Genomic DNA, 24,802 nt, shown 5'->3' on the forward strand with positions numbered 1-24,802 from the left:
CTCCCTTTTTCTCTATCGTATGAAGGGAGGTACATATACCGCAAGTCCTTTGCCTACTCTATTTCTCTTCACCTAAACGTTGCACAAAGTTTGCTAATGTTCGCACCATGACACCTGTACCGCCTTTTGGTCCTAAATCATGTGCAGAGACTGCATCCGATGTACCTGCAATATCTAAATGAATCCATGGTAAATCCCCAACAAACTCACCTACGAAGCCACCTCCGAAAATCATATGGCCATCGCGACCAGGAGAGTTGTTTAAATCGGCAATATCTGATTTCCGAATTCGCTTTTTATCACTTTCTGTTAACGGCATACGCCATACAAACTCATCTGTCTCTTGTGCTGCCTCCATAAAACTCGCATAGAATGCATCGTTATTAGAAAGCGCACCCGTTTTATCTAAACCAAGAGCTGTAATAACACCACCAGTTAAAGTGGCAACGTCGATTAGCGCAGTTGCACCTTGTTGTTTAGCATATGTAGTAGCATCTGCCAGTACTAAACGACCTTCAGCATCAGTATTTAAAATTTCAACCGTTTTACCGCTATACGTTGTAATCACATCATCAGGTTTAAAGGCTGTGTCTGAAACCATATTGTCCGTAGAACCAATAACGGCTACAACGTTTTTATTAGGGCGTAATTCACCAATAATTTTCATAGCGCCAAGCACAGCTGCTGCACCACCCATATCGCCCTTCATTCCAACCATTGAATCTTTAGGTTTTAGAGAATAGCCCCCTGTATCATACGTTACACCTTTACCAACAAGCCCAATCGGATCAGTGAAATCTTCTGTTGCTTTATACTTTAAAGTGATAAGGCGAGGTTCCTCATATGAGCCTTGATTTACACTTAAAATACCACCCATTCCCAGTTCCTCTAGTTGGGCTTTATCTAAAATTTCCACGTCAAAATCATAGTCCATCGCAAGGGACTGTGCATAATTTGCTAAGTCTGTCGCTGTTAATAAATTTGGTGGAAGATTAATTAAGCTACGTGCTTCATTTACGGCATCTGCATAAATAATTCCGACCTCGAAGCTCGCTACAACATTATCTAAATCTTCAGCAGTAGTCACGAAATGTACAGCTTCCATGCGCTTATCTACTTCATTTGAAGTTGTTTTATAGTGCGGAATTGTATAATAACCTAGCGTTGTGCCCTCACCTGCTAAAAATGCAACATCATCTACCGTTATTGTTTCTGTTGTAAATGATTCTAGCCAAATCGAATACTCTTTCACTTTTAAAGCATTTAGCTCTTTGCCGACTAAACCAAAGGCTGCACGTAAATCACCTTCCGTTAAGTTTTTACGTTCATCTAAGCCAACAAACAAAATTCGTTTTAGATGGGCATGCTCCTTCATAAATGGCAATTTCGTAATGGCTTTTAGTTCAGTCGAAACATCACCTGCACTAAGCCACCCATTCAGAGATTCTCCGTAAAAAGTCGAAAAACTTGCCCAATCTTGCATTTGTTCACGATGTTTTGTGACCCCCACCACTAATACTTCTGTAGAAATCGTTTCAAATGTTTTTGCTTCTTTAACAATATGCATAAATATTCCTCCATTCAATATTTCTATTATACCTAACTTTCAGAAATGCACGTAATATTTAGCTATTTCTTCTTTTAGAAAATAATGAATGTTATAATAAAGGCAATTACAAGTGAAGGTTGTGATGAATATGTCGATACTTCAAAATACTCCTCTACTCGTCGCCCTCTTTTCCGTTCTTTTTGCACAGTTTGTAAAAATCCCCATTCATTTTTTAATGACCAAACAATTAAAATGGGGACTGTTCACATCCACTGGAGGAATGCCTAGCTCACACTCCGCTTCTGTTACAGGGTTAACAACGTCCATCGCTTATGAAACAGGCTTAGATTCTCCCATTTTTGCCATAGCGGCTATGTTTTCTTTTATTGTCATGTATGATGCAAGTGGTGTTCGATACCAGGCAGGGCAACATGCTGTTGTCTTAAATCAGTTGCGCAAAGATTTTCAAACATTGTTACGTGATATAAAGGATTGGCCACAAATGGATGGGCAAGAAAAAATGGAAGAATTAAAAACCTTGCTTGGGCATAAGCGAAGTGAAGTATTTTTCGGAGCATTGACTGGCATTTTTATCGCCATCATAGCCTATCAATTTATTCAATAAAAAAAGAGTTGGTTCACATCCTCGAACCAGCTCCTTTCACAATTACATTGTGTCTTGTAAATATTAAAACATACGATATCCACTTTTACGTAAATAAATCATTACAATTCCTGCTACAATCGCTCCTGCAAAGCCGCCAGATAAAATAGCAATATCTACTGTTTGAAGTGCTTGCAATTTCTCCAACAGCGCAGGGAAAGCTGAACCAGGTTTAAAAATATAATCTAAAAAGCTTACTTCATCGACAATAAAAACAACAACAATTGGATATACAATTGCCATTAACCATGTCATTCGCAGTAACATATTCAATAAGAATCCGATACCAAAAAACATGACGAAAAATAACACAATTGAAATGATTAACTGTACTAATGAAACTGAACCACCCATGTATGTATAACCTCCGTTTTCCTCTCATTAGTTTACATGATTATGAGAGTGCTTTCAATGAACATATCCTTCATTTCGCATGTTCGTCATATTTTAGTAAATCGTCAACTTTCAGTAAATGTAGCTAGCTGTTCCTTGCATTATTTTTTAAAAAACAAACGGTAAGAGGTGTAACCGAATACCTCTCCTGGATTGATACCTTCAATGGCATCTAATTGATGCTGTTCAAACTGATTAGAAACCATTTCCTTTAACATGACCGATGTCATTTCATCCTGTGCCAATTCCCATGGATATAACCATTTTGCCTCTAACAATTCATTTTCTTGAATACAAAGCTGTTGTCGCTCGTCTTTCATCTTACAATAAAAAATAGCCATATTATCACTAACTTCACCGTGAATAACACCTGTACGGAAACCTATTAAGCCCGAAACATAGCAATCTAAACCTGTTTCTTCTTTTAATTCCCGAACAATCGCTTCATCCACTGTTTCACCTGCATTCACAAAACCTGCTGGTAATGACCAGCGCCCCTTTAAACCACTATAAGCCTTTTTGACAACAAGCCATTGTCCAAGCTCATTGACAGTGCAACCAGCGACTCCTAACCAAACTTTGCCTCGATCTTTTTTCATATCCATTCACCTCTATGTCCATATTATAGCGTTAAGCTTTCTATAGTTAGAAGTTTTAATTATAGAAAAAAGACGATATCTTTGCAGACAGAAGCTTTAAACTCAAGCACACGCATCCTACGCAAAAGAAATATTCAGAATTGTTTCGGTGACTGGCACTCCATCCAATTAAGTTGTAAGATGTTTTTTAATTTTGCTACTTGCTCTTCTCCGATAGTACGAACCAATTGCTGTTCAATTTCTGCTTTATTCCGTTCATTTTGCTCATAGCACAGTTCACCGAAGTTCGTCATCCGTATTACTTTGTGCTTTTTACTATTCTCAGCGTTGCTCACTTCCACCAAACCTTTAGCTGCTAAACTTTTAATAAATTTATGAGTGGCTTGGCGAGAAAAATCCACAACTTTTGTTACTTCTGAAATAGTCGGTTGGTTTTTATAAATTTTGCTTAAAATATGCCATTCTGAGTTGGATATATGGACTGTATTATGTTTATTCCATTTCTCTTCAGCAAGTCGGCGAAGTATTTCATGACGTTCGCTCAACAAATCAATGACATCTCGATTTTGCAATTCGTCCTTCAACTCGTTCACCTTCATTCCCTAATTTTCGTAATTACTATACAAAAAAACGAAGTCATCGTCAACTAAGTTGACAAAAGTTCTTTTATTGTTTACAATTAATTTAGTCAACTAAGTTGACAATAATGTTTGATGGAGGGATTATACATGTATAATGTTGGCGATGTAGTCATTTATTCATCACATGGACTTTGTTCAGTTGAAGATATTTGTGAACAAACCTTTAGCGACATTACTAAAACTTACTACGTTTTACAACCACTAAACGATTCAAAATTAACGATACGTACTCCTATTGATAATGCAAAAAAACAGCTTAGAGATGTTATTCAAAAAGAAGAAGCCATTCGAATTTTACAATCCTTCACGTCTCCTGGTGTGGAATGGATTGAACAAAACACACATCGTATGAGATTTCACGTAGAAATTATTAAAACCGGCGATCGACAAAAGCAAGCTAACCTCTTAAATACACTGCTACGCAAAAAGATTGAATATGAAGCGAACGAAAAAAAATTCCCAAATCAAGAAGAAAAATTATTGCACTCTTTACAAGAAATTATATTTTCGGAATTCTCCATTGCACTCGATAAACCTTCAGAAGAAATTTATGATTATGTAGTAGCGAAACTTAGCTAACCATCTTTTACCTGTACATAAAGAAGCCGCAAATATCTCTATCTAAAGATATATCGCAGCTTCTTTCTTATTGTACGAATATCCCCTTTCACCAAAATCAAAGTAAACTTATCTACAACACCATGCTCACCCTATGCCCCTAAATATTTACATAACCATTTATTTATTATTACTTTTATATGTTATTATTTGTAATAGATATGTTTTAGTTAACAAATAAGCAACAATACAAAAATTATTTATCATAAATAAAATCGGGAGTAGGAAAATTAATGGGGTTCTTTAATAGATTTTTTAAAAAAGTTGAAGAGGTTAATAAAGCAGAAGCTGATATTTCTGAACTTGAGTCTGCGTTTACTCTAGCGTCACCATTAGATGAGGCAAATGACTTTTGGAAGGAAATTGCGCAAAATATTATCGTAAACGCAGTGAAGGCGACTGACAACACAGTAGAACGTGCCTTTATTTTAATAGATATGGGTCAACAGCCATCTTTCCATATTTTTTACCAAATTGATGGGCATCTATTGAAGTGGTATGAGCTTGAAAATCCTACTATTATAGAAAAAATTCAAAATGAGTTACTACCTCAAGCTTCTAACGTTTCTAAAGCAGTAAATGATCAATTTATTCAAGTGAACCATCCTAAAATTTCTTTTGCTGAACTGCAATTTGAATGGGCAACAGGAGCTTGGTTTTCTCATATTATCTGGGAAGATAATGACGATATCAATCTCAAAGCAGAAGAAATTTCAAGTCAATGGTTCAATACTTTGAGTGAGGAAATAAAAAATAAACCATTAGATAGTGATGCTAAACTTTCATGGTATCCTTAACATCTTAATAGGATAGTCTATTTTTCAAAGAAATACTTTTGTGAAGGCTTGTGCGTTTGAACGACTTTTCAGCACAAGTCTTTTTATTCTGCTTTCTCAATCGCTATTGGAGGTTTACATTACAACAATGTGAGGTTTTTTTATAAATACCCCCGATTACTAACACTGAATATTCATTCTCCATTGCAATTTTCACCTTCTTTAAAACCATACAAAAAAGCCTTTTAAATTCATTATGCTTTTGCAAGCACCAACTTAAAAGGCTTTATATCTATATTACTAATTATATGAATTTTATTTACGATAATATATTAACTTTGCCGTTGTATAAAGATAGTTATCGTGCACTGTTAGCAATGCCTTGTAACCACTCTTTTCCCAAGTAGTATATAGACTATTATATTTTTCATATGTGAACTGATAGTCATTACCAAATTCTGCAACACCCTTTCTATGCAGAATATCATGTAAAACAGACATTTCATCCCATGTATGATAACTATTTTGATCTGGATAGAAATCATAGCTAATATACTCTAATTGTCCACCTATAAAAATGTATGTTAACTCTGCAAAATAGCCATATTTTTTCGTCTCATAAATTAAATAAGTTTCTCTATCGTCTTGAATTTTTTGAATAAACGTTGATTTTTCATTTCTCTCTACATCACGAATAGACAATTTAAAGTTAATATTATTGAAAGGTACAACAGGTTTCTTTGTCGATAAAAATGAATCGACTACATACCCTTTAACATTCCCAGCAGTTACATAAGACCACCCTACTAATGTAGAATGTACCGTTACTTGTGTACCATTGCTTAATGAACCTACTGAAGCTCCAGATTGACTGGCAATATTGCGAACAACAACCCCACTACTTGTATTTACATACTTAGTCGATGTTTTAGTCTTTCCCATAAAATCGGATTTAACATAGCCTATCACATTACCATATTGCACATAGGACCATCCATTCCCTACTGAACCATAATCTTCAACGACCATATTGTACTTCAATGTCGCTAATGTGGCTGCCGATAGTGATGGCGTAGATTTTACAACAAGACCACTTTTAGAATTTGCAATTTTTATTGTTGAAGGTGGAACGCTTAAAAATGAAGTATTAACGTAGCCCTTAACATCACCAGCTTGAATGTGAGACCAACCATTAGAAGTAGAAAACTCTATTACAAATTGGTTCTTATCTAGATTACCAACCGAATTGGCTGTATCACTCGGCGACTCTCTAACAATTAAGCTGGAGCCACTCACAACTTTCACTGTTCGGTAGTCTGCTGCTTCGGCTACTTGGTGCTGAAAAGTAAATAACATGATGAGTACAAAGGCTGCAACAAACCATTTCTTAAGTATATTCAATCAAATGACCTCCTTTTAATCTTCACTATTCTACCATTTTTACTATTGACTGTATATGTTTCCATAATAAATTTTACCTATTTTTAAAGCTAAATATAAATGAATAAACAAGAAATGCAATCCGCTTTCATTGCTTCGATTCGACTGTGCACAACCTCGATATACTTTTTAAATGAACATCAAGGCGTTCTAGAAAATACCTTAGTCTTTCTATGTGTATATCTTTACTCATTTTTATCAATTCAATAAGGTAAGATATTATGTTTAAATTGAAACTTTCGCCAATATATATCGTTAAACTTAGTATTGATATTTTTTCTAAATATGTAATTTATTTATAAAGGAGGAGTATAAGTGTTAAAAAAAGCTATGCTTTCAGGAATTGTTTTTAGTTCAATTTTGTTAGTTGGCTGCAATAAAGAGGAAATTATAGATATTACGGAAAACAAGGAAAATGATGCAAATGTAATGTCAGAATCAAAAGAATTAAATTTAATTTCAGAATTTAAAACAGAAATAATGGCATCTATTACAGAACAAACGGAATTGGATAGTGAGTCAATAGAAGGAATAATGGTAAGTGGTAGTCCCGTTAAAGGAATTATTGATATATCAATAAGCTTTCCAAAGAATACAAAAGTTGATGATAAGATGATTAAACAAATAATTAAAGATTCTATAAAGAAAGTATCTGAAACAGAAAACATCACAATTAGCGAAGAAAATATAACAATAAAAATTGAGAAACTCTAACGGAGAAGTTCTAAGTTGCTTTATAAAATTGTGTAAGGAAACATGATAAAGAAATATGTTATTGGTTTAAACTACATTCAAATGGAGGTTTTTATATGAAAGGAAAGTTAGTCTTCACTATTGGTTTAACAGGCGTTTTAGCATTGACAATTGGTTTTGCAAAAGACAATATAGGATCAGCTAAAGAACAAACAGATATTACTACGGTTATAAAAAAAGAAGAACAAAAAATGGTAGAAAATATGTCCGTTAAAGAAGGATTTATACCACAAGAAAATGGAACAGGTTTCTTTTTTATTAAAGGGGAGCCAGCTGAAAAAAAGGATGTTACCGCTGTAATTACAGCACATGAACAAAACACTATAGAAAAAATGTCCATTGAAGAAGGATTTGTACCGCAAGAAGATGGAACAGGTTTCTTTTTTATTAAAGGGGAGCCAACTGAAAAAAAGGATGTTACCGCTGTAATTACAGCACATGAACAAAACACTATAGAAAAAATGTCCATTGAAGAAGGATTTATACCACAAGAAAATGGAACAGGTTTCTTTTTTATAAAAGAAAAATAAGATTGGGTTCCTGTTATTAAGAAGGAACACTCTTACGCAGTTACTATAATAAGAATAGGAAGCCCCTCTGCATTTTTAGCAGAATCCATAAGGTCAATTGATTGTTCAAAGTTTTTGGATATTCTTTCTACATTGTGTTTGTTTACTCTTTTTAAACCATACAAAAAAAGCCTCCTCAATTTGTGATGCTTTCCGCAACAGACAAATCAAAAAGGCTTGGTATTCACAGCCCTAATGACGCTAATTTAGGGTTGTGTTTACTTATAATCGGGAATGTATAGACTTATACAACCCTTCTTCAACATTTATATCACGTTTAATTATTCACAAACTTCAGGCGTACCTTCACGTTTTGCTGCTTTAAAGCTTGTGCCGCAGCCGCAAGATGCGATGGCATTTGGGTTGTCGATGGTGAAGCCACCACCCATTAACGATTGTTTATAGTCAATTTTTGTTCCCATTAAAATAGGCGCATCTTCGCGGGAAACAAGAATCGTTAAACCATGTTGTACATCTTCAAAATCGTCTTCTTTTTTCTCTTTATCGAAATGCATGCCATACGATAGACCACTACATCCGCCACCATTAACAGCTACGCGTAAAAAAGAACCTTGCTCCTCATTATGCTCCATCATTTCATTAATATGAAATGCAGCCGCTTCAGTCACGTCTATTACTTGTTTTAAACTTGTCATCCCAATCACCTTCCTTCTTACTTATCATATCAATTTTGACTATTGTATGACAAACATTCAGCTTGAAGTAGATTATTAGCAAAATTCCCGATATTTTCACTTAATTAGTATTTTTTATTCATGTGTTAAATGCATCTATTGGTATAATAGTTATAATTACATCGATGAAAGAGGTATATATTATGGAGATTTCACCGTATTATGAAAAAAAAATTCAATGTCTTAATTGTAAAAAAGAATTTCCAACATTAAAAGTACGCTCTAAATTCATAAAAGTGGATCATACGGAAACCGATTTTCAGCCGATTTATGCTGACGATGTCAATGCTCTTTACTACAATGTTTTTGTTTGTGAGCATTGTGGCTTCTCCTTTACAGAGGACTTTACAAAATATTTTGCGCCTGGCGTACAAGATGAGATAAAGACACAAATTACAGAAAAATGGGTTCACCATGATTTTAAAGGTGAACGTACGGTCTTCCAAGCGATTCAAGCCTATAAATTAGCATTTTTATGCGCTACGATTAAAAAAGAAAAATTCGTTGCTACTGCTGGTCTAACTTTACGTCTTGCGTGGTTATATCGTTCATTAAAAAATGAAGGTCAAGAGCAGCGTTTTATGAAAATGTCCCGAGATCTTTATATGGATTCCTATTCAAATGAGGATTACAGCGCAACTCAAATGTCTGATGTACGCATTATGTATGTGATTGCCGAGCTATCACGACGTATCGGTGATATCGAAAATGCGACACGCTTCTTTTCTAAGGTTATTGAGAAACAAAGTATTGGTGGCGAAGCAAAAATTATCGATATGGCAAAGGAACAATGGACACTGATTCGCGAAGAAAAAGAAAAATCTCGACAAGCGTAAATTAAAAAAGTTCTAGCCAAAATTAGCTAGAACTTTTTGTACGTAAATGTTAGAAAACTTGTTCTACTTCAATAATCCCTGGTACTTCTTCTAATAAAGCACGTTCAATACCTGCTTTTAATGTAATCGTAGAACTAGGGCAACTACCACATGCACCTAATAAACGTAATTTTACAACGCCATCTTCTACATCTACTAATTCACAGTCTCCACCGTCACGTAATAAGAATGGACGTAATTTATCTAATACTTCTTGAACTTGGTCGTTAATTGTTGCTTCTGCCATTTGTCTCGACTCCTTTCCTTATAATGATTATAATGTTAGCAACAGAAAAAATCCAATATAGAATCACAAGGGAGAATAAATACTATGGATCAAACAAAACCAATTATCGAAATTTATGGCACTGCGGTCATCTGTGCTAGCTGTGTCAATGCACCATCTTCTAAGGATACATATGAGTGGTTGCAAGCCGCTATTGATCGTAAATATCCAGACCAAGCTTATGCTATTCGTTATGTCGATATTGAAGGTCCAATTGAGAATGAACGTGATTTAGATTATGCTAGACGTATTCAAGAAGATGAATTTTTCTATCCACTCGTGCTCATCAATGATGAAGTAGTAGGAGAAGGGTATGTCCAATTAAAGCCGGTCTTTAATGCACTTGAAAATCTTGGCTTTACACCAGACGAAACCGTTTAATAATACATGAAAGGGATTGTTCACAAGTTTACCTTTGAGCAATCCCTTTTATTATTTACTAGTATGCTCAAAAGAATATGAGCAACGCATTAATCATTTTGATATTTGTACATCCATAGTAATCCAGATTTCATTAAACGTGCAATACGACCAGTAACAGTTGTATCTGCTAAGTAAGCAAAGCCTTGTTTTTTACCTAATGATCCCATGAAACCTTTTAGTTTAATATCAGGCATTTTTTCTGGTAAACGCTCACCTTTCCAACGCATACGTAATACTTTTACGATATGCTCCGCCTGCTCCTCCGCTAATTGTGCACTAGGAGAAAAGTCAGAAGAAGCGCAGTCACCAACAACATAGACGTGCTCATCATCCAACACATTAAAGTATTGCGTGACAATCGGACGACCTTGACGATCTTTTTCAACATCCATTTCACGCACAAGTTTAACAGGCTGCACACCTGCAGTCCAAACTACTGCATCTAGTGGTATTTCCTCTTCATGGTTAAAAATTTTCCCTGGTTCTACTTTTGTAATATTAGAATTTGCAATAACATCTACATTATGTTTCGTAAACCAATCTTTCACATATTTACTAAGCTTCTCTGGGAAGTCTTTTAAAATACGTGAACCTCGGTCAAACAATTTTACTTTTAAATCAGCACGGCTTTCTCGTAGCTCACTCGCCAACTCAATACCGCTTAAACCAGCACCAACAATGCCGACAGTTGAGCCTGCTGGTAAACCACATAACGCTTGGAATGTTGCACGTGATTTTGCCATCGTCTGAATGCTGTATGTGTACTCTTCTGCACCTGGTACACCATGGTATTTGTCCTCACAGCCTAGACCAATAACTAAATCATCATATTCAATACGTTGCCCATCCTCTAGAATGACTACTTTTTCAGCACGGTTAATCCCAACGGCTTCACCATACACAGCCGTTAAACGCTCGTGCTCTGGGAAACTTACACGAATTTCTTTATCTGTTGAAGTCCCTGCTGCTAATGCATAAAATTCTGTTTTTAAACTATGGAAAGGCGCTCTATCTACTAACACGATTTCCGTGTCCAAAGGTAAGTTGTTTGGTAAAAGTCGAAGCATGACACGCATATTGCCGTAGCCGCCACCTAAAAGTACTAATTTCCCCATAATAGTCTCCTTTAATGTATCTAATTATAATTGTTCACAAAGTATCCACAAATGAGTATAACCGATTGTGAGAAGTTTCACAATATAAGATTGCATTTTTGTGAAAGATTTCACAATATCGATTACTTCTTTGCATTTTCACACAACAATTATGCCAAAGTCAATTACATTTCGGCAGAATTTGTGCCCCGTAATAAATAAGCCGACTCGAAAAGTTTAACTTAAAATTGGTGACATCCAAAAGTATCTTGCAATAATTTGCATCCCCACTACAAATAAACGGTTAGTCAGCATTCATATAAACTGGAACGACTTTAACTCAATCAATTTAAATCATTGACGAACGTTTCAAAAGCTAGTAGCATATCAAGGGTGAGGTGAACATATGAATCCAATGGTTGAATTTTGTGTAAGTAATTTAGCAAATGGCTCACAAAAAACTTATGAAATACTCGAACGCGATCCAAATATCGATGTTTTGGAATATGGCTGCCTTAGCTACTGTACAAAGTGTTCTGAATCTTTTTACGCGATTGTCAATGGTGAATTAGTAGAAGCTGCTTCACCAGAGGAGCTCACAAAAGCTATATATCAATTTATTGATGAAAATCCATTATGGTAATTGTAGACAACATGGATACCATCAATATATTTACGAAAAAGTTTGAGTCCTAACAAAATAAAGTTACACATATGAAAAGGATGTTATACCAAAATCGGCATAACATCCTTTGTTAATTTATACCTCGAGCAAAATTTTAAACCAGCGTTTCCACTAAATAAGTAGGTTGCTGTTCTTTTGTTAAAACTTCGCTTGTTGGTGTTACACCTGTATTGACATGAATGGTATCACAGCCAAAATGAATACCACACATAATGTCCGTATCGTAGTTATCACCAATCATAACCATCTCATCTTTTGTAAAACAATGCTCTAACGCAATGATGTCGAGCATTGCAGCAGACGGCTTCCCGATGTAGATTGGTTCAACCCCAGCAACCTCTCCTACTAGGCGCGCAAATGAGCCATTTCCAGGTAAAAATCCATATTCTGTTGGAAATTTAATATCTTGATTAGTTGCAATAAAGGCAGCACCATTTTGTACAGCAATTGTAGCCTTTGCCAGTGCCATATAATCTAATGTGCGATCGATGCCCATAACAAATACATCTGGCTCATTGTCTACAGGTTCAATTCCTTCATTTAACAACGCCAATCGAATCCCATCAGCGCCCATCATTGCTACTCTTTTGTCTGGGAAATTCATAGCTACATACTTTGCTGTTACTAAAGCACTTGAATAAATATGATGAAGTGGTGCTTCTACGCCAACTGCGTGTAAAGCTTCTTGTAACTGCTCTCTCGTTTTAGAGGAATTGTTTGTTACGTAAAACGGCTCAATTCCTTGCTGCTGTAATTGCTGTATAAAAGCAACCGCAGAAGGAATACCTTCCTTTCCGCGGTAGACAGTGCCATCTAAATCAAAGCAATAAGCCTTATAGGTTTTCATTGATGATCCTCAGGTAAAAATGCTGATACGGGACCTAGCTCATTTGTTAAGTAGTTATTCACTGCTGGTGCAAACTGCTTTAAAGCCGGTAAGCTGGCTGTTAAAACCGTCACAACTTCTGCTATATCTACAGATGCGAATTCACGAACGAGCATTTTACGTAAGCCTACAACAGCTTTTAACGATGCTTCCATATCAGTTGATACGACTTTTTCATCGATTAATATATCAATAATATCCTCATAGCTACCTGGATCACGCATGATGAAACCGTCAATCATTAAGTTACCTACATCCATCATTGATTCCATCACATTATGCCCAATACGTTCGAGCGCTAATTTCTTCATATCATTTTGTAGCCAGTTATCCTCTGTCTCCAAAATAGCTAATAGTTTATCTAAGTACTGTAAGTTTGTTGTGATTTTATTTCGATCTACAAAATACACAAGGAAAGCCCCCATTCAAATCATTTAAAGTTGATAGTCTTTTCTCTTCTATAGTACCATATCTATAGGACTGGAAGGAGATTAAAAGATGGAACGTTTTTTCTTATATGATGATGTAGAAGATACAAAAACACGCTTTGTTAGTTTTGCAGGACAAAAACTACGCTACGATTTAGCCATTTTACAATCTAGCCGCTTCTTTGGCAAAGTACTTGTGATGGATATCCAATTTGGCCGTTTTGCGATTATAGGACCAGACGACGTAGAAGAACCTGGCTACCTTGAACACGTATACAACCGTTCGGAAGAAGAGACAGTGGAACTGCGTGAATACTTACGGGAATTACTAAACTAATACGGTTTAAAGATTTAAATAAAAAAATTTCGCTAATCCATTTGCTTGGGACTGCAATAGACCCTTTGGCATATAGCGAAATTTTTTTGTCAAAATCCCATCATGTCTATCGAATATTACACTAAATAGAACCCCTGATGTATCATTATTTATTTAAAGTGGAAGGGTTATCTTTATTATGTGGTTTGTTTTTGTTTTCATTATCATTTTGTTTTTTCGCTTGTTTATTTTGCCCAATAACAGCTAAATCATCTACACTAATATCAAAGCCATATCCGTACTCTTCACGGTCTAATTGCTTTTTCTTTTGCTTTTGCTTTTCGTTAGCCAAAATTATCACCTCCACTTTATAAACTTTCCTTTTTTAAATGATTTATACTTAAACAAAAAAACTAATATGCATCCTCAATTATCCAGTCAACAGCACTTATTAAATCTGGGAATACGGCATCCGCAAGTGGATCATATTTACCTAAAAAAACGCCTTTTGTACCAGCTCTTTTTCCTGCAATAATGTCTGTATCTGTATCCCCCACCATATAAGATTTTGATAAATCCACATTGTATTTTTCAGCAAGATCTACAATTAACTTGCTATTTGGTTTCCGACAATCACAACCAGCTTTTGGTTTATGAGGGCAATACACGACTTCATGAATGATAGCACCTTGTGTCTTTAATTCATTTGTCATATGCATGTGTATTTTTTTGAGCTGTCCTTCTTTCATAAATCCTAAGCCTACGCCACCTTGATTGGTTACAACAAAGACAAAATCAAAAAAGTCGTTTAATTTTTTTATCGCCTCTGGCACATGAGGTAGGAAAAAAAGTTGCTGCGGCTTATTCACAAATTTAACTCTTTTCGTCAACACTTCGTTAATAACCCCATCTCGATCTAAAAAGACTGCTCTTTTTATAAAAATCACACCTTTAATAAGAATCAATAAATGCTAAAGCACTAATCTTTTGTACTATTATATCCAAATTACACACACTATACTTGGCTGTTCATTGTTCAACGGCCGTCATCGCATAAAAAAACCTGATGCACATTTGGCATCAGGTTGTTATTAGCTATTCTGCTATCTGTTCATTGTCATTTGGTTTTGTCACTTCGGTAGCTTCATTTATTACAACATCAGGCTGCATAATAGCTTTACCGCGTTTATGCAAAACAAAGTAAGCACAGCCAAAGTTACAATACTCATATAAGTAATCTTGCAGCGTACTGATTTTTGTATCAAAGGTAGATTTCTGATTTTTATCGTCAAAAAAACCTTTTAACCGCAATTGATTATAACCCCAGTCGCCTACAATATAATCATACTTGACTAAAATATCTGAGTACCGCTCCTTAAAGACTTCTTCCTGAAAAGCTTCACGGTAATCTTCAACAACTTCGTATTCATATCCTTCAATAATGATCAAAGTGACACCACCTTTCTAGGTCTACTAAATTACATTACACTTCGGCTTGTAATTGACGCTCTTTTGTTGCGGCATTCACTTGCTCGTCTGCGTGATAACTACTGCGTACAAGTGGGCCTGCTTCACAATGTTTGAAACCTTTTTCCATTGCAATTTTGCGAAGTTTACCGAATTCAATCGGAGAATAATATTTTTTTACAGGTAAATGTTTTTTAGTCGGTTGTAAATATTGACCAATTGTCATAATATCCACGTTATTCGCACGTAAATCATCCATTACTTCTAAAATTTCTTCATGCGTTTCACCTAAACCAATCATTAAAGATGATTTTGTTGGAATGTCTGGTTGCATCTCTTTTGCTAAACGAAGAAATTCTAAAGAACGTTCGTATTTTGCACGCGCACGTACTCTTGGCGTTAAACGACGTACTGTTTCAATATTATGATTTAAAATATCTGGTCTTGCATCCATTAGAAGTTGAAGATTTTCCTTAATACCTCCAAGGTCTGAAGGCAATACTTCTACTGATGTTAAAGGGCTTTTACGACGAATAGCGCGCACAGTTTCCGCTAATACTTCTGCACCGCCATCCTTTAAATCATCACGAGCCACCATTGTAATAACAACATGTTTTAAGTTCATAATTGCTACTGAATCTGCCACACGTTCTGGTTCTGCAAGGTCTAACTCATTTGGTAAACCCGTTTTTACAGCACAGAAACGACATGCACGCGTACAAACTGAACCCAAGATCATCATTGTCGCTGTTCGACGCTCACCCCAGCATTCATGAATATTTGGACAACGTGCTTCTTCGCATACTGTATGAAGATTTTTTTCACGCATAAGCTTTTTAAGACCCTTATATTCATCGTTCGTGTTTAGTTTAATTTTAAGCCAATCAGGTTTTCTTACATGTTCTTCTTTTTCATTGCTAGTAGGTTTACAGGATGTCATACAATTTCGCCCCTATCAAAGTAATCTTTTGTTGAATATGATCTACCATCACTGTTGTCAATGTATCATATTACACGAACTGCAACAACTAACATTTACTCTCAACCTAACATTTCTATTGATATGGCACTGGCACTTCTATAGATGGCTGTACCGCATCTGTGCCATTCGTATAAATGTTTGGTACTGGTCCTCTCGTTAACCCCATTGCTACAGGAATATCCTGTGATACCGTCGTTGACTTACTAGCAAATGGCACAATTATTTGGACATTCACTTCTATATGAATGCCAACTTCGACATACGCACTATTAATACCAAATTCTCTAATATCCGCTGTAACATTACTATGGACATTGCCAATTACATGAAAACGTATGGGTATTTTAGGCCCTAAATTACCGAGTAAAGGAATATCTGCCGCCTGTGCAAGCGGAACGAAAAAGACAATACCATCTCCTTGTTGAATTTTATTCACATCATATTCAACATTATCTAAATCCGGTAAATGGGACAATTCTCCATGCTCAGCTTGTTCTAAATACATTTTCACAAGTTCAAGTGTTTCTGCACGCACTCTATTAATAATTTCTGTATTAAATTTTGTGGTCACTGACGTACCAGATGGTACATCTTCGATTATATCATTAACGTCCAATACGTTAGAAGTACGTGAGTTAATGGCTTTACTAACAACATACGACGCAATTTTATTCGTCTGCACTTCTGCATATTCCAAATATGTGGGTTTAAGACGCTCATTTAAAAAATACAGAAATAATGCGATACAAATAATACTTGCGACAATTAATAAGGTTAAACGATTGAGCTGCATTCCTCTTTTATGATTCGTTCGCAATTTCATCCTTTTTCGAGGGAAAAACAAAAAAATCTCCTCCTGTTCTACAACGTATGAACAGAAGGAGCAAATTATACGACTCTCGTTGGTACTACATAATCAGTTTCAATACTATCAATTTTTACAGTTGGATAGTCCACTAAATTAATTTCATATGTCGCTGTAAGTAATTCATTACGCTCTTCAAAAATTCGAATCCATGGCAAAGCAGCATCCAAAGTATTTTGTTTAGAAACAATTCCTCTGCGACCATCTGATAATTTTAAAATCAGCCCATTCGGATAATGGACAACCGATCTTTTTAATGCATTAACAATTCGTGCATCATAAATAGTGCCTGAGCCAGCTTCAACAATGGCAAGCCCTTGTGATGGTAGCATTTTTTCACGATATACACGATTTGTCGTCACTGCATCGAATACATCCGCTACACCAATTATTTTGGCAAATGGATGGATTTCAAAATCAACTAAGCCACGTGGATAACCACTTCCATCAATGCGTTCATGATGTTGAAAAGCGCAATGTGCAACCAGTAAGGAAATAGAATGCAAATTACGTAATAAATCAAACCCGTAACGCGTATGCATTTTCATCATCTCAAATTCCTCATGAGATAAGCGACCTGGTTTTTTTAATATCTCTTTCGGCACCATAAGCTTTCCAACATCATGCAATAAGGCACCAATACCAATTAAACGAAGATCTTCAGCAGAATGACCTAATTCTTTTGCTATTGCAATCGAGTATAAAGTCACATGAAAAGAATGCTGATATAAATATTCATCAAATAAATAAGCATCTGTTAAAACCGTTAAAATTTCATTATTACCCGTAATAGCTGAGAGTAGTTCATCGACAATCGTGACAATCGCTTTCGACTGTTGATCCAGTATATAAGAGGCATTCACCGTACTTAAACCATTCAATGATTGGAAAGAATCTTTAATAGTTGAAATGGCTTTATTCCGGACATCAGGAGGAACTGTCTCCTTGACTTCAATGCCTTCAGAAATTTTGTCATCAATATATAAATAATGCGTATTCAATTGTTGAAGTCTTTCAATAATACGTTCATTAATGACAACGTCTTTCTTTAAAAGTGGATGACCTGCCTCATTCCAAATGGTTCTTCCTAGTACCATTCCTTCTTTTAATACATCGATTGAAATTAATCGCATGACTTCTTCCCCAATCCATTCTTAAAGCATTTTATCTATCGCTTAAAGAAACTTTGCCCATAATCTAACATAATGTTTCGTAAAAAATCAGGTAAAATATATTTTTTCTTTGCATATTTAAAGCTAGGATAAAAATAACCGAAGGTAAACAAATCCAACGTTACTAATTTATAAGTACGTTCATTATCTGCAATCTTTCCATTAATGAGCAATTGACGCTCCTCATTCATTGCAAAGCCATACGTCAGCATCTTACCAAAAACAACGCCCCTAAACCCTAATCCTTTAAGCTCCATATTGGGCCACTCTTCATTTTTCGATTGCTGAAAAATCTCTTTTATTTCAGATACCGACAATTCGATTGTACATAAATTAATTGGATGTGGAAAAATTTTATGTAAATCAAGCGCGGTTACCGTTCCTTTTGGAAGGCCCTCTAAAAAAATCCCTGCATTAAATAACGCACAATCTGCACCGCTTTTTTCTATAATTGCTTGCGCAAATAAGTGAGATAATTGTGAGTAATGGAACCATTCTTTATTGTACATTTTTTCTGTTGAAAATACAGGCTTGTCTAATAACCTTTTGCCTTCTTCTTCTAAAGTTAGCAAAAATTCATTTTCATTTTCAACAATTGGCAAGTCCTTATTATGAATTAAAGTATCCTTTTTTTCAACAATTTCTCTCGTTTTTTTATCATATTCTATCACGAGATGTCCAGTATATTGGCCAAATTTTCCTCCGCCAGTAAGCAATACACCATTGATGAACTTCCCATTTGGCAATGTATGATGCGTATGAGACCCAAAGATAACATCAATTTCAGGACATTCCTCTGCGAGCAGTTCATCTTCAGTAATTCCTAAATGTGACAGACAAACAACAATGTCTACTTCTTTACGCAGTTGATGGGTTAATCGAATAAGGGAACTTCGTGCATCGTCTATTTGCCATTGCAATTCCTTATAATAAATTTCGAACATAGCTGTCGCTGCAATAACCGCGATTTTCGTGTCATTTTTTGTAGTTAACACAACGTAAGGCTTTAGCCACATTGGATTTTGTCCCTTCGAGGCATTAACGTTCGCCACTACGACTTCAAATAGCGCGTCATCATATAGATGAAACAACTCATCATGAGACAGTGTAATGCCTTCATTGTTACCGATTGTCACAACATCATAACCTGCATCGTTTAATAATTTGACATTTCCCTTACCAATAGTCGCATCTGTATAAATATTTGACCTATCTAGATGATCTCCAACATCAACTAAAAAGCTAGTTTCCCCTACAGCTGCATATTGAGCACGTTGCGCATTGACATAGTTTTGCATGCGTGGCCAATACTTAAAATGACTATGCAAATCATTTGTGTGAAAAATATGAATTTTTTCTAGCATTCCAGCCACCTCTTCTTTACAATAAGCCCTCTATAATGGAACGAATTCCTAATAATAATAAAATAATTCGAAGTGCCAGGACAAGTGTATCTGATTTAATTTTTTTATTGAGTGCTGCTCCTAACTTAGCTCCAATATAAGCCCCAGGAATAACTGGAATCGTATAAAGCCATGGTACATGACCTAAATAAATATGGCTTGCCGAGTTCACAATGGATGTTAAGAACACCATAAACATGGATGTTGCCACTGCCACATGTGGTGGAAATAAAAATAATATGATCATTGCAGGCACAACCATCGAGCCGCCACCAATACCAAATAATCCTGATGCAAAGCCAACTGCAAAGCAGAACAACAACGCAAACCAAATCGGATAGCCGTAAACATATGTTTGTCCCGATGCATCGATAAACTGGTGTTGTGTACCATTTTTCACAAACCATTGTACAGGTTTCAATTTATCGCGTACAAGTAAAATAATCGATATAACAATTAACAATAACCCAAAATATAAATTAAATGAAGGTAAATCCAATCCTTTATTTACCCATGCACCTACCATTGTTCCTGGAACACTACCTAAAAAAAATATAAAACCACTTTTATAATCCACCGTTTTGGATTTCATGTAGCTTAATGTTGATGCTAGCCCGGTGAAAATCATCATCACAACAGATAGCCCAACCACCTTTTGCGGTGTTATATCTGGAAGCAACCCAAGATTTAACCCAACAAATAAAGTAGCCGGTACTAAAATAATCCCTCCACCTAGCCCAACAAGAGAGCCGATTAGCCCCGATGCTAGTGCAATGATAACTAAAAGAATAAACTCCATTATATTTCTCCTTCAAACATATTTAATTGTTTTGGTGCTAAACCAACATCTCGTATAGCTAATAGCTCCTGAAGCTCCTTTGCATTTTTCGCAGCATGCAACCCTGAGTTATTATTAAATAACACAAATAGCTCCTGTACCTTTGGCTGTATAGCTTGAATATGCTGGCCGAGTTGTTGCAATTCTTCTTTATTATAATCATATAGAAACCGAACTTTTCGCCAGTTTTCCATATTGCCAGTATTACGCCAACCATGAATATTACGACCATGAATGCGTACAAGTGCCCTATTTGCCGTTACTTCAGGGTAAAAGGGAACAGAGCCAATACCCGCTTGTGGTTCATCACAAATCGTATGAATAAATTGATGTTCCTGCAAGAAATCCATTGTTTGCTGGACAAGCTTGTCTGCATACCACGTGCGATTACGAAATTCAATTGCCACATCGAACTCTTTTAATTGTTGCCTAATATACAATAAATATTGGACATTTTTTGACTGACAATCAAACCATGGTGGAAACTGTGCGAGTACCATCGCTAATTTTCCATGCCGTTTAAATTCATTGGCACACTCAATAAACGCGTTAAACATATCATTTTTGGATTCGAAGGGGATTTCCCCACGTAAATGACCAGTCATTCCTTGATAAGCCTTTATAACAAAACGGAATGAATGTGGTGTTAGTTCACACCATTTCCGTACATTGTCAACTGATGGAATAGCATAAAATGATGTGTCTACTTCTACTGTTAAAAAATGACCTGCATAATCAAATAATTTGTCCTTTGAGGCAGTCACACCACTGTATAACGAAGGATGATCGCCCCAGCCTGTTAGCCCAATTCGAATCATAAGACTCCCTCCCTATGTACCTAATGATAGCATACACTTTCCAGTGCAAATACTTACAAAAATAAAAAGCGACTAAAGCTAAAATAGCTCTAGTCGCATGTATTTTTCAAAATTAGTCTATGGAACTTTCCATCATATACAGTTGAATAGAAAGAAATACAACATAACAAGCAACTATACTATAACTTTTCATACACTTTACCCATAAATCAATTGAAATCGCTCGAATACGTTTGATAATTCATTCTAAAGGAAGCGTAATTGGAAGGGATATAAAACTATTTAATCCCGCTTTCTACTATATAATACATGCATATTCCCTTGCCATACAACTTCATCAATTAACTGTGTTCGTGAACAAGCCGGCAAAAAGGGCTAGAATAACAAGTATTTCTATACATCCCTTTTAGATAACTTAATTTGATAATATCACAGTTTTCGGTATCATTTTATAATGATTCAACAATAGCTACTAATACTTGTATAGCTGTCGGATGCTCATAAAGAAAAGGGCTTTTCCTACGACGTATAACATTTGTTTTAATATAAACATACATTGTAGTTCTATGATTACCAATCACGTTGAAAATCTTTAATAGCTTTCGACATTAATATTTTAATTTTTGCAATATTCTCATTTTTATTATATAATAGAATCGATTTTTAACCAAACATTCTAAAAAATGAAAGGAAAGGGGCAAGGGAAGTGCAAAAAAAAATCATTTATTTCATAGTAGCTTTGATTTTGGTTGTTTCGTTTGGTTCAATTGTTATTCAGCCACAAGCATTGACGACAGATGAGGTAAGTGAAGATTATACAAAAGAAAAGGTTGGTGATACGAGCGGTAAAATATACCAAATAAATAAAGATGAGGTTACAACTTATGGATGGCCTTGGACTGCAATAACTAAAACTGTAAAAAAAGAATATACTTCTGCTGCTGCAGTACCAGATTCAATTTATTACGAAGAGTATATTGATGGTAAATGGTATCATGGCAAACTAAAAAGAACTGGAGAAGTAGAAAAGCTTCAATATACTTGGAGAGCAACTTTCACAGGTAAAATTAATTATTAAAAAAGGAGTGTTATATATGAATAACTTTTTTAATAAAGGTTTATTGATGGTAGGTGTTGCTTCATTTATTTTACCTTTTTCTAATCCAACTGTTCAGGCAAGAGAAACAACTATACCCTTGATACAAGAAACACAAACTGATGTATCACCATTTTGGGTTTATGATCATATTCAAACAATCACTTTGACTTTTCCTACACCTTCATTAATTCCTAAGGAAGTACCCTATGAGTATTATCATGAAGTTTACGGCGTAATGAGGGGTGTTTTAAAATATGTAAAACATGAGTATATTAAAGGGGAATATATAGCTACATTTACTGGCAGGATGTATAGTAATCCTCTATAAATGATCTTCATTAGAATAAAATAAAATTAGGATGAGACAGCCCCTCTTAAATATAAATTAGATTTGTAGCGTTAGGGAAATACAGACCTACGATGATACGATTATATCTTAAACAAGGGCTGCAGGATCGCTTAAAATATTTAGATTTTTTGTATAACAAGTTCTGGGAGAAAATTTATATAAAAAACACATAAACAATGTTCACAAACCATTGTTTTGTAATTAATTTAGAAAAGGTCGATAGCATAAAATGGGACTAAACCTGGTATATAGGACAACAATTAAAATAGCATCACTCAACCAGTTGTCGGTATTGAACCGGCTACTGGTTGTTTTTAGTTTTGTTTGGATTCGGTTATAGTAATAATAATTTTTATAGTCTTTTACGATCCATTTCCCTCGAGTGTCTTATCTAATTTGTTGGTCTATTCAACCTAGGTAACAGATTCATCATAAACCTCGCTATGTTCTTTTCCCTCTATCCTACTACAGCATAACTGTAGCTTTCTATTTCTCGGATGCATCTTCCAAGCTAAAGATAAGACTTGTATTGTCATAAATCGCTATACAACAATTAATTATATATAAATAAAAAAGATCGAGCGCAATGCACTCGATCTCTATAAAAAACATATAATTTTATAATTTGTAGATGATTTGTAGGTATTTCACACATTTCACCTTACACATACCATACAGAAACGCTGATGTAGAAAGGTTTACCGGATGTTTACCCGATACTACCTTCCATCTCGAACTTGATAAGACGGTTCATTTCTACTGCGTATTCCATTGGTAATTCTTTCGTAAATGGTTCGATAAAGCCCATTACGATCATTTCTGTTGCTTCTTCTTCAGAAATACCACGAGACATTAAGTAGAATAGTTGCTCTTCTGACACTTTTGAAACTTTCGCTTCATGTTCTAAAGAAACATTATCATTTAAGATTTCGTTGTATGGAATCGTATCCGAAGTAGATTGATTATCCATGATTAACGTGTCACATTCAATGTTAGCACGTGCACCACTTGCTTTAGGACCGAAACGAACTTGACCCATATATGTTACTTTACCACCTTGTTTGGCAATCGATTTAGAAACGATTGTAGAAGATGTATTCGGTGCCATATGAATCATTTTTGCCCCAGCATGTTGGTGTTGTCCTTTACCAGCTAATGCAATTGATAATGTCATACCACGAGCGCCTTCACCTTTTAGGATACAAGCTGGGTATTTCATCGTTAATTTTGAACCAATATTACCGTCAATCCATTCCATCGTACCGTTTTCTTCAACAACTGTACGTTTAGTTACTAAGTTGTAAACATTATTTGCCCAGTTTTGAATCGTTGTATAACGGCAGTAAGCATTTTTTTCGACGATAATCTCTACAACTGCAGAGTGTAAAGAGTTTGTAGTATAAACTGGAGCAGTACATCCTTCAACATAATGCACGTGTGCGCCTTCATCAACGATAATTAACGTACGCTCAAATTGCCCCATGTTTTCAGAGTTAATACGGAAGTATGCTTGTAAAGGCGTTTCCACTTTTACACCTGGTGGCACGTAGATAAATGAACCACCTGACCAAACTGCTGAATTTAATGCAGCAAACTTGTTATCAGTGTATGGGATTACTTTGCCCCAATATTTTTTGAAAATCTCTTCGTTTTCACGTAAAGCTGAATCAGTATCTTTAAACACAATACCAAGGTCTTCAAGATCTTGTTTCATGTTGTGGTATACTACCTCAGATTCGTACTGAGCTGATACACCAGCAAGATATTTTTGCTCTGCTTCAGGAATACCTAATTTATCAAACGTTGCTTTAATTTCTTCAGGTACTTCATCCCAAGATTTTTGCGTAGCTTCAGATGGTTTTACGTAGTACGTAATCTCATCGAAATCTAAATCGCCAAGGTCGCCACCCCATTGTGGCATCGGTTTTGTATAGAAAGTTTCAAGCGCTTTTAAGCGGTATTCAAGCATCCACTCTGGCTCTTGCTTCATATTTGAAATTTCACGGACGATTTCTTCAGTCAAACCACGTTTTGAACGGAAAATTGATACGTCCTTGTCATGGAATCCGTATTTGTAATCGCCAATATCCGGCATTTTTTTAGCCATTATTTCTCCTCC

Annotated in this window: 32 protein-coding genes; 11 read left to right on the forward strand and 21 right to left on the reverse strand. The window is 35.5% G+C overall.

Annotation, left to right across the window (positions count from 1 at the left end; genetic code table 11):
* Positions 1–58: 58 nt before the first annotated feature.
* A complete protein-coding gene (locus FC748_RS17650) occupies positions 59–1,567 on the reverse strand; it encodes a leucyl aminopeptidase (RefSeq protein WP_108030990.1) in 1,509 nt (502 codons plus the stop codon).
* Positions 1,568–1,691: 124 nt separating this feature from the next.
* Here FC748_RS17650 and FC748_RS17655 point away from each other — a divergent pair, with 124 nt between their 5' ends.
* Positions 1,692–2,174 carry a divergent PAP2 family protein gene (locus FC748_RS17655; protein WP_036205676.1) on the forward strand — a complete coding sequence of 161 codons (483 nt, stop codon included), beginning with the start codon at positions 1,692–1,694 and terminating at the stop codon, positions 2,172–2,174.
* A 63-nt stretch (positions 2,175–2,237) separates the two neighbouring features.
* On the opposite strand, the gene FC748_RS17660 is transcribed toward FC748_RS17655, so the two are convergent.
* From FC748_RS17660 to FC748_RS17670, 3 genes are all read right to left on the reverse strand, one after another.
* Positions 2,238–2,567, reverse strand: a complete 330-nt coding sequence (locus FC748_RS17660; protein ID WP_024364851.1) for a YuiB family protein — start codon at positions 2,565–2,567, stop codon at positions 2,238–2,240.
* 140 nt (positions 2,568–2,707) lie between these two features.
* Positions 2,708–3,205, reverse strand: a complete 498-nt coding sequence (locus FC748_RS17665) for an NUDIX hydrolase (protein ID WP_024364850.1) — start codon at positions 3,203–3,205, stop codon at positions 2,708–2,710.
* Between the two features lie 134 nt (positions 3,206–3,339).
* The gene (locus FC748_RS17670) at positions 3,340–3,798 is read right to left on the reverse strand and encodes a MarR family winged helix-turn-helix transcriptional regulator (RefSeq protein ID WP_337982688.1); all 459 of its coding nucleotides are present in this window, start codon (positions 3,796–3,798) and stop codon (positions 3,340–3,342) included.
* Positions 3,799–3,933: 135 nt separating this feature from the next.
* On the opposite strand from FC748_RS17670, the gene FC748_RS17675 reads away from it, so the two are divergent.
* Together FC748_RS17675 and FC748_RS17680 are read left to right on the forward strand one after the other, a co-directional pair.
* Complete coding sequence (locus tag FC748_RS17675) at positions 3,934–4,425, forward strand: CarD family transcriptional regulator (protein ID WP_024364848.1); 492 nt, start codon at positions 3,934–3,936, stop codon at positions 4,423–4,425.
* Positions 4,426–4,697: 272 nt separating this feature from the next.
* Positions 4,698–5,261: a hypothetical protein gene (locus tag FC748_RS17680; RefSeq protein WP_024364847.1), complete on the forward strand. Its 564-nt coding sequence runs from the start codon at positions 4,698–4,700 to the stop codon at positions 5,259–5,261.
* A gap of 294 nt (positions 5,262–5,555) precedes the next feature.
* On the opposite strand, the gene FC748_RS17685 is transcribed toward FC748_RS17680, so the two are convergent.
* A complete protein-coding gene (locus tag FC748_RS17685) occupies positions 5,556–6,641 on the reverse strand; it encodes an SH3 domain-containing protein (protein WP_024364846.1) in 1,086 nt (361 codons plus the stop codon).
* Between the two features lie 354 nt (positions 6,642–6,995).
* Between FC748_RS17685 and FC748_RS17690 the strand changes: the two genes are divergently transcribed.
* Positions 6,996–7,394 (forward strand): hypothetical protein, encoded by a 399-nt coding sequence (locus FC748_RS17690; RefSeq protein WP_024364845.1) that lies wholly within the window; start codon positions 6,996–6,998, stop codon positions 7,392–7,394.
* Positions 7,395–7,489: 95 nt separating this feature from the next.
* Complete coding sequence (locus tag FC748_RS17695) at positions 7,490–7,963, forward strand: hypothetical protein (protein WP_108030991.1); 474 nt, start codon at positions 7,490–7,492, stop codon at positions 7,961–7,963.
* 32 nt (positions 7,964–7,995) lie between these two features.
* Here the strand turns inward: FC748_RS17695 and FC748_RS22480 are convergent, their stop codons facing one another.
* Together FC748_RS22480 and FC748_RS17700 are read right to left on the reverse strand one after the other, a co-directional pair.
* A complete protein-coding gene (locus FC748_RS22480; protein ID WP_255313804.1) occupies positions 7,996–8,127 on the reverse strand; it encodes a hypothetical protein in 132 nt (43 codons plus the stop codon).
* A gap of 156 nt (positions 8,128–8,283) precedes the next feature.
* Entirely contained in the window at positions 8,284–8,658 is a 375-nt protein-coding gene (locus FC748_RS17700) for a HesB/IscA family protein (protein WP_024364843.1), read from the reverse strand.
* A gap of 182 nt (positions 8,659–8,840) precedes the next feature.
* On the opposite strand from FC748_RS17700, the gene FC748_RS17705 reads away from it, so the two are divergent.
* Positions 8,841–9,533 carry a DUF2225 domain-containing protein gene (locus FC748_RS17705; protein WP_108030992.1) on the forward strand — a complete coding sequence of 231 codons (693 nt, stop codon included), beginning with the start codon at positions 8,841–8,843 and terminating at the stop codon, positions 9,531–9,533.
* Positions 9,534–9,582: 49 nt separating this feature from the next.
* On the opposite strand, the gene FC748_RS17710 is transcribed toward FC748_RS17705, so the two are convergent.
* Positions 9,583–9,819, reverse strand: a complete 237-nt coding sequence (locus FC748_RS17710) for a NifU family protein (RefSeq protein ID WP_024364841.1) — start codon at positions 9,817–9,819, stop codon at positions 9,583–9,585.
* An 84-nt stretch (positions 9,820–9,903) separates the two neighbouring features.
* On the opposite strand from FC748_RS17710, the gene FC748_RS17715 reads away from it, so the two are divergent.
* Positions 9,904–10,239, forward strand: coding sequence for a YuzD family protein (locus FC748_RS17715; RefSeq protein ID WP_024364840.1), 336 nt, complete (start codon positions 9,904–9,906; stop codon positions 10,237–10,239).
* A gap of 89 nt (positions 10,240–10,328) precedes the next feature.
* Here the strand turns inward: FC748_RS17715 and FC748_RS17720 are convergent, their stop codons facing one another.
* On the reverse strand, positions 10,329–11,396 hold the full coding sequence (locus tag FC748_RS17720) for an NAD(P)/FAD-dependent oxidoreductase (protein ID WP_024364839.1): 1,068 nt from the start codon (positions 11,394–11,396) through the stop codon (positions 10,329–10,331).
* Positions 11,397–11,781: 385 nt separating this feature from the next.
* On the opposite strand from FC748_RS17720, the gene FC748_RS17725 reads away from it, so the two are divergent.
* A complete protein-coding gene (locus FC748_RS17725; RefSeq protein ID WP_024364838.1) occupies positions 11,782–12,018 on the forward strand; it encodes a YuzB family protein in 237 nt (78 codons plus the stop codon).
* A gap of 136 nt (positions 12,019–12,154) precedes the next feature.
* Here FC748_RS17725 and FC748_RS17730 read toward each other — a convergent pair whose 3' ends face one another.
* Both FC748_RS17730 and FC748_RS17735 read right to left on the reverse strand, forming a co-directional pair.
* Positions 12,155–12,907 carry a TIGR01457 family HAD-type hydrolase gene (locus FC748_RS17730; protein ID WP_108030993.1) on the reverse strand — a complete coding sequence of 251 codons (753 nt, stop codon included), beginning with the start codon at positions 12,905–12,907 and terminating at the stop codon, positions 12,155–12,157.
* Complete coding sequence (locus FC748_RS17735; RefSeq protein ID WP_024364836.1) at positions 12,904–13,356, reverse strand: DUF86 domain-containing protein; 453 nt, start codon at positions 13,354–13,356, stop codon at positions 12,904–12,906. The genes FC748_RS17730 and FC748_RS17735 overlap by 4 nt, the downstream gene beginning before the upstream one ends.
* Before the next feature lie 88 nt (positions 13,357–13,444).
* Between FC748_RS17735 and FC748_RS17740 the strand changes: the two genes are divergently transcribed.
* On the forward strand, positions 13,445–13,711 hold the full coding sequence (locus tag FC748_RS17740) for a DUF3055 domain-containing protein (RefSeq protein WP_024364835.1): 267 nt from the start codon (positions 13,445–13,447) through the stop codon (positions 13,709–13,711).
* Between the two features lie 145 nt (positions 13,712–13,856).
* Here FC748_RS17740 and FC748_RS17745 read toward each other — a convergent pair whose 3' ends face one another.
* From FC748_RS17745 to FC748_RS17785, 9 genes are all read right to left on the reverse strand, one after another.
* The gene (locus FC748_RS17745) at positions 13,857–14,042 is read right to left on the reverse strand and encodes a hypothetical protein (RefSeq protein ID WP_370510647.1); all 186 of its coding nucleotides are present in this window, start codon (positions 14,040–14,042) and stop codon (positions 13,857–13,859) included.
* Between the two features lie 61 nt (positions 14,043–14,103).
* Positions 14,104–14,628: a D-glycero-alpha-D-manno-heptose-1,7-bisphosphate 7-phosphatase gene (locus tag FC748_RS17750; RefSeq protein WP_024364833.1), complete on the reverse strand. Its 525-nt coding sequence runs from the start codon at positions 14,626–14,628 to the stop codon at positions 14,104–14,106.
* A 157-nt stretch (positions 14,629–14,785) separates the two neighbouring features.
* Positions 14,786–15,139, reverse strand: coding sequence for a YutD family protein (locus tag FC748_RS17755; RefSeq protein ID WP_024364832.1), 354 nt, complete (start codon positions 15,137–15,139; stop codon positions 14,786–14,788).
* A gap of 34 nt (positions 15,140–15,173) precedes the next feature.
* Positions 15,174–16,097: a lipoyl synthase gene (lipA, locus tag FC748_RS17760; RefSeq protein WP_024364831.1), complete on the reverse strand. Its 924-nt coding sequence runs from the start codon at positions 16,095–16,097 to the stop codon at positions 15,174–15,176.
* 115 nt (positions 16,098–16,212) lie between these two features.
* The gene (gene yunB, locus FC748_RS17765) at positions 16,213–16,983 is read right to left on the reverse strand and encodes a sporulation protein YunB (protein WP_024364830.1); all 771 of its coding nucleotides are present in this window, start codon (positions 16,981–16,983) and stop codon (positions 16,213–16,215) included.
* 44 nt (positions 16,984–17,027) lie between these two features.
* The gene (locus FC748_RS17770; protein WP_024364829.1) at positions 17,028–18,137 is read right to left on the reverse strand and encodes an HD-GYP domain-containing protein; all 1,110 of its coding nucleotides are present in this window, start codon (positions 18,135–18,137) and stop codon (positions 17,028–17,030) included.
* A gap of 35 nt (positions 18,138–18,172) precedes the next feature.
* A complete protein-coding gene (locus FC748_RS17775) occupies positions 18,173–19,540 on the reverse strand; it encodes a bifunctional metallophosphatase/5'-nucleotidase (RefSeq protein WP_108030994.1) in 1,368 nt (455 codons plus the stop codon).
* Between the two features lie 16 nt (positions 19,541–19,556).
* Positions 19,557–20,378, reverse strand: coding sequence for a sulfite exporter TauE/SafE family protein (locus FC748_RS17780; protein ID WP_025220403.1), 822 nt, complete (start codon positions 20,376–20,378; stop codon positions 19,557–19,559).
* A complete protein-coding gene (locus FC748_RS17785; RefSeq protein WP_108030995.1) occupies positions 20,378–21,235 on the reverse strand; it encodes a DUF72 domain-containing protein in 858 nt (285 codons plus the stop codon). Before FC748_RS17785 ends, FC748_RS17780 begins: the two co-directional genes overlap by 1 nt.
* 706 nt (positions 21,236–21,941) lie before the next feature.
* On the opposite strand from FC748_RS17785, the gene FC748_RS17790 reads away from it, so the two are divergent.
* A complete protein-coding gene (locus FC748_RS17790) occupies positions 21,942–22,313 on the forward strand; it encodes a hypothetical protein (RefSeq protein WP_024362720.1) in 372 nt (123 codons plus the stop codon).
* 16 nt (positions 22,314–22,329) lie between these two features.
* Positions 22,330–22,662 carry a hypothetical protein gene (locus FC748_RS17795; RefSeq protein WP_024362719.1) on the forward strand — a complete coding sequence of 111 codons (333 nt, stop codon included), beginning with the start codon at positions 22,330–22,332 and terminating at the stop codon, positions 22,660–22,662.
* A gap of 730 nt (positions 22,663–23,392) precedes the next feature.
* On the opposite strand, the gene sufB is transcribed toward FC748_RS17795, so the two are convergent.
* Positions 23,393–24,790 carry a Fe-S cluster assembly protein SufB gene (gene sufB / locus FC748_RS17800; protein WP_024362718.1) on the reverse strand — a complete coding sequence of 466 codons (1,398 nt, stop codon included), beginning with the start codon at positions 24,788–24,790 and terminating at the stop codon, positions 23,393–23,395.
* Between the last annotated feature and the right edge of the window lie 12 nt (positions 24,791–24,802).

This window comes from Lysinibacillus sphaericus (genome assembly GCF_005217585.1).
Lineage (GTDB): Bacteria > Bacillota > Bacilli > Bacillales_A > Planococcaceae > Lysinibacillus > Lysinibacillus sphaericus.

What these genes read in the sequence shown, in the direction of transcription:
- FC748_RS17650 (WP_108030990.1), bottom strand. Translation starts at nt 1,567, where the DNA reads ATGCATATTGTTAAAGAAGCAAAAACATTTGAAACGATTTCTACAGAA.
- FC748_RS17770 (WP_024364829.1), bottom strand. Translation starts at nt 18,137, where the DNA reads ATGCGATTAATTTCAATCGATGTATTAAAAGAAGGAATGGTACTAGGA.
- FC748_RS17715 (WP_024364840.1), top strand. Translation starts at nt 9,904, where the DNA reads ATGGATCAAACAAAACCAATTATCGAAATTTATGGCACTGCGGTCATC.
- FC748_RS17775 (WP_108030994.1), bottom strand. Translation starts at nt 19,540, where the DNA reads ATGCTAGAAAAAATTCATATTTTTCACACAAATGATTTGCATAGTCAT.
- sufB (WP_024362718.1), bottom strand. Translation starts at nt 24,790, where the DNA reads ATGGCTAAAAAAATGCCGGATATTGGCGATTACAAATACGGATTCCAT.
- FC748_RS17655 (WP_036205676.1), top strand. Translation starts at nt 1,692, where the DNA reads ATGAATATGTCGATACTTCAAAATACTCCTCTACTCGTCGCCCTCTTT.
- FC748_RS17795 (WP_024362719.1), top strand. Translation starts at nt 22,330, where the DNA reads ATGAATAACTTTTTTAATAAAGGTTTATTGATGGTAGGTGTTGCTTCA.
- FC748_RS17700 (WP_024364843.1), bottom strand. Translation starts at nt 8,658, where the DNA reads ATGACAAGTTTAAAACAAGTAATAGACGTGACTGAAGCGGCTGCATTT.
- FC748_RS17725 (WP_024364838.1), top strand. Translation starts at nt 11,782, where the DNA reads ATGAATCCAATGGTTGAATTTTGTGTAAGTAATTTAGCAAATGGCTCA.
- FC748_RS17740 (WP_024364835.1), top strand. Translation starts at nt 13,445, where the DNA reads ATGGAACGTTTTTTCTTATATGATGATGTAGAAGATACAAAAACACGC.
- FC748_RS17785 (WP_108030995.1), bottom strand. Translation starts at nt 21,235, where the DNA reads ATGATTCGAATTGGGCTAACAGGCTGGGGCGATCATCCTTCGTTATAC.
- FC748_RS17705 (WP_108030992.1), top strand. Translation starts at nt 8,841, where the DNA reads ATGGAGATTTCACCGTATTATGAAAAAAAAATTCAATGTCTTAATTGT.
- FC748_RS17730 (WP_108030993.1), bottom strand. Translation starts at nt 12,907, where the DNA reads ATGAAAACCTATAAGGCTTATTGCTTTGATTTAGATGGCACTGTCTAC.
- FC748_RS17710 (WP_024364841.1), bottom strand. Translation starts at nt 9,819, where the DNA reads ATGGCAGAAGCAACAATTAACGACCAAGTTCAAGAAGTATTAGATAAA.
- FC748_RS17780 (WP_025220403.1), bottom strand. Translation starts at nt 20,378, where the DNA reads ATGGAGTTTATTCTTTTAGTTATCATTGCACTAGCATCGGGGCTAATC.
- lipA (WP_024364831.1), bottom strand. Translation starts at nt 16,097, where the DNA reads ATGACATCCTGTAAACCTACTAGCAATGAAAAAGAAGAACATGTAAGA.
- FC748_RS17665 (WP_024364850.1), bottom strand. Translation starts at nt 3,205, where the DNA reads ATGAAAAAAGATCGAGGCAAAGTTTGGTTAGGAGTCGCTGGTTGCACT.
- FC748_RS17680 (WP_024364847.1), top strand. Translation starts at nt 4,698, where the DNA reads ATGGGGTTCTTTAATAGATTTTTTAAAAAAGTTGAAGAGGTTAATAAA.
- FC748_RS17660 (WP_024364851.1), bottom strand. Translation starts at nt 2,567, where the DNA reads ATGGGTGGTTCAGTTTCATTAGTACAGTTAATCATTTCAATTGTGTTA.
- FC748_RS17720 (WP_024364839.1), bottom strand. Translation starts at nt 11,396, where the DNA reads ATGGGGAAATTAGTACTTTTAGGTGGCGGCTACGGCAATATGCGTGTC.
- FC748_RS17675 (WP_024364848.1), top strand. Translation starts at nt 3,934, where the DNA reads ATGTATAATGTTGGCGATGTAGTCATTTATTCATCACATGGACTTTGT.
- FC748_RS17695 (WP_108030991.1), top strand. Translation starts at nt 7,490, where the DNA reads ATGAAAGGAAAGTTAGTCTTCACTATTGGTTTAACAGGCGTTTTAGCA.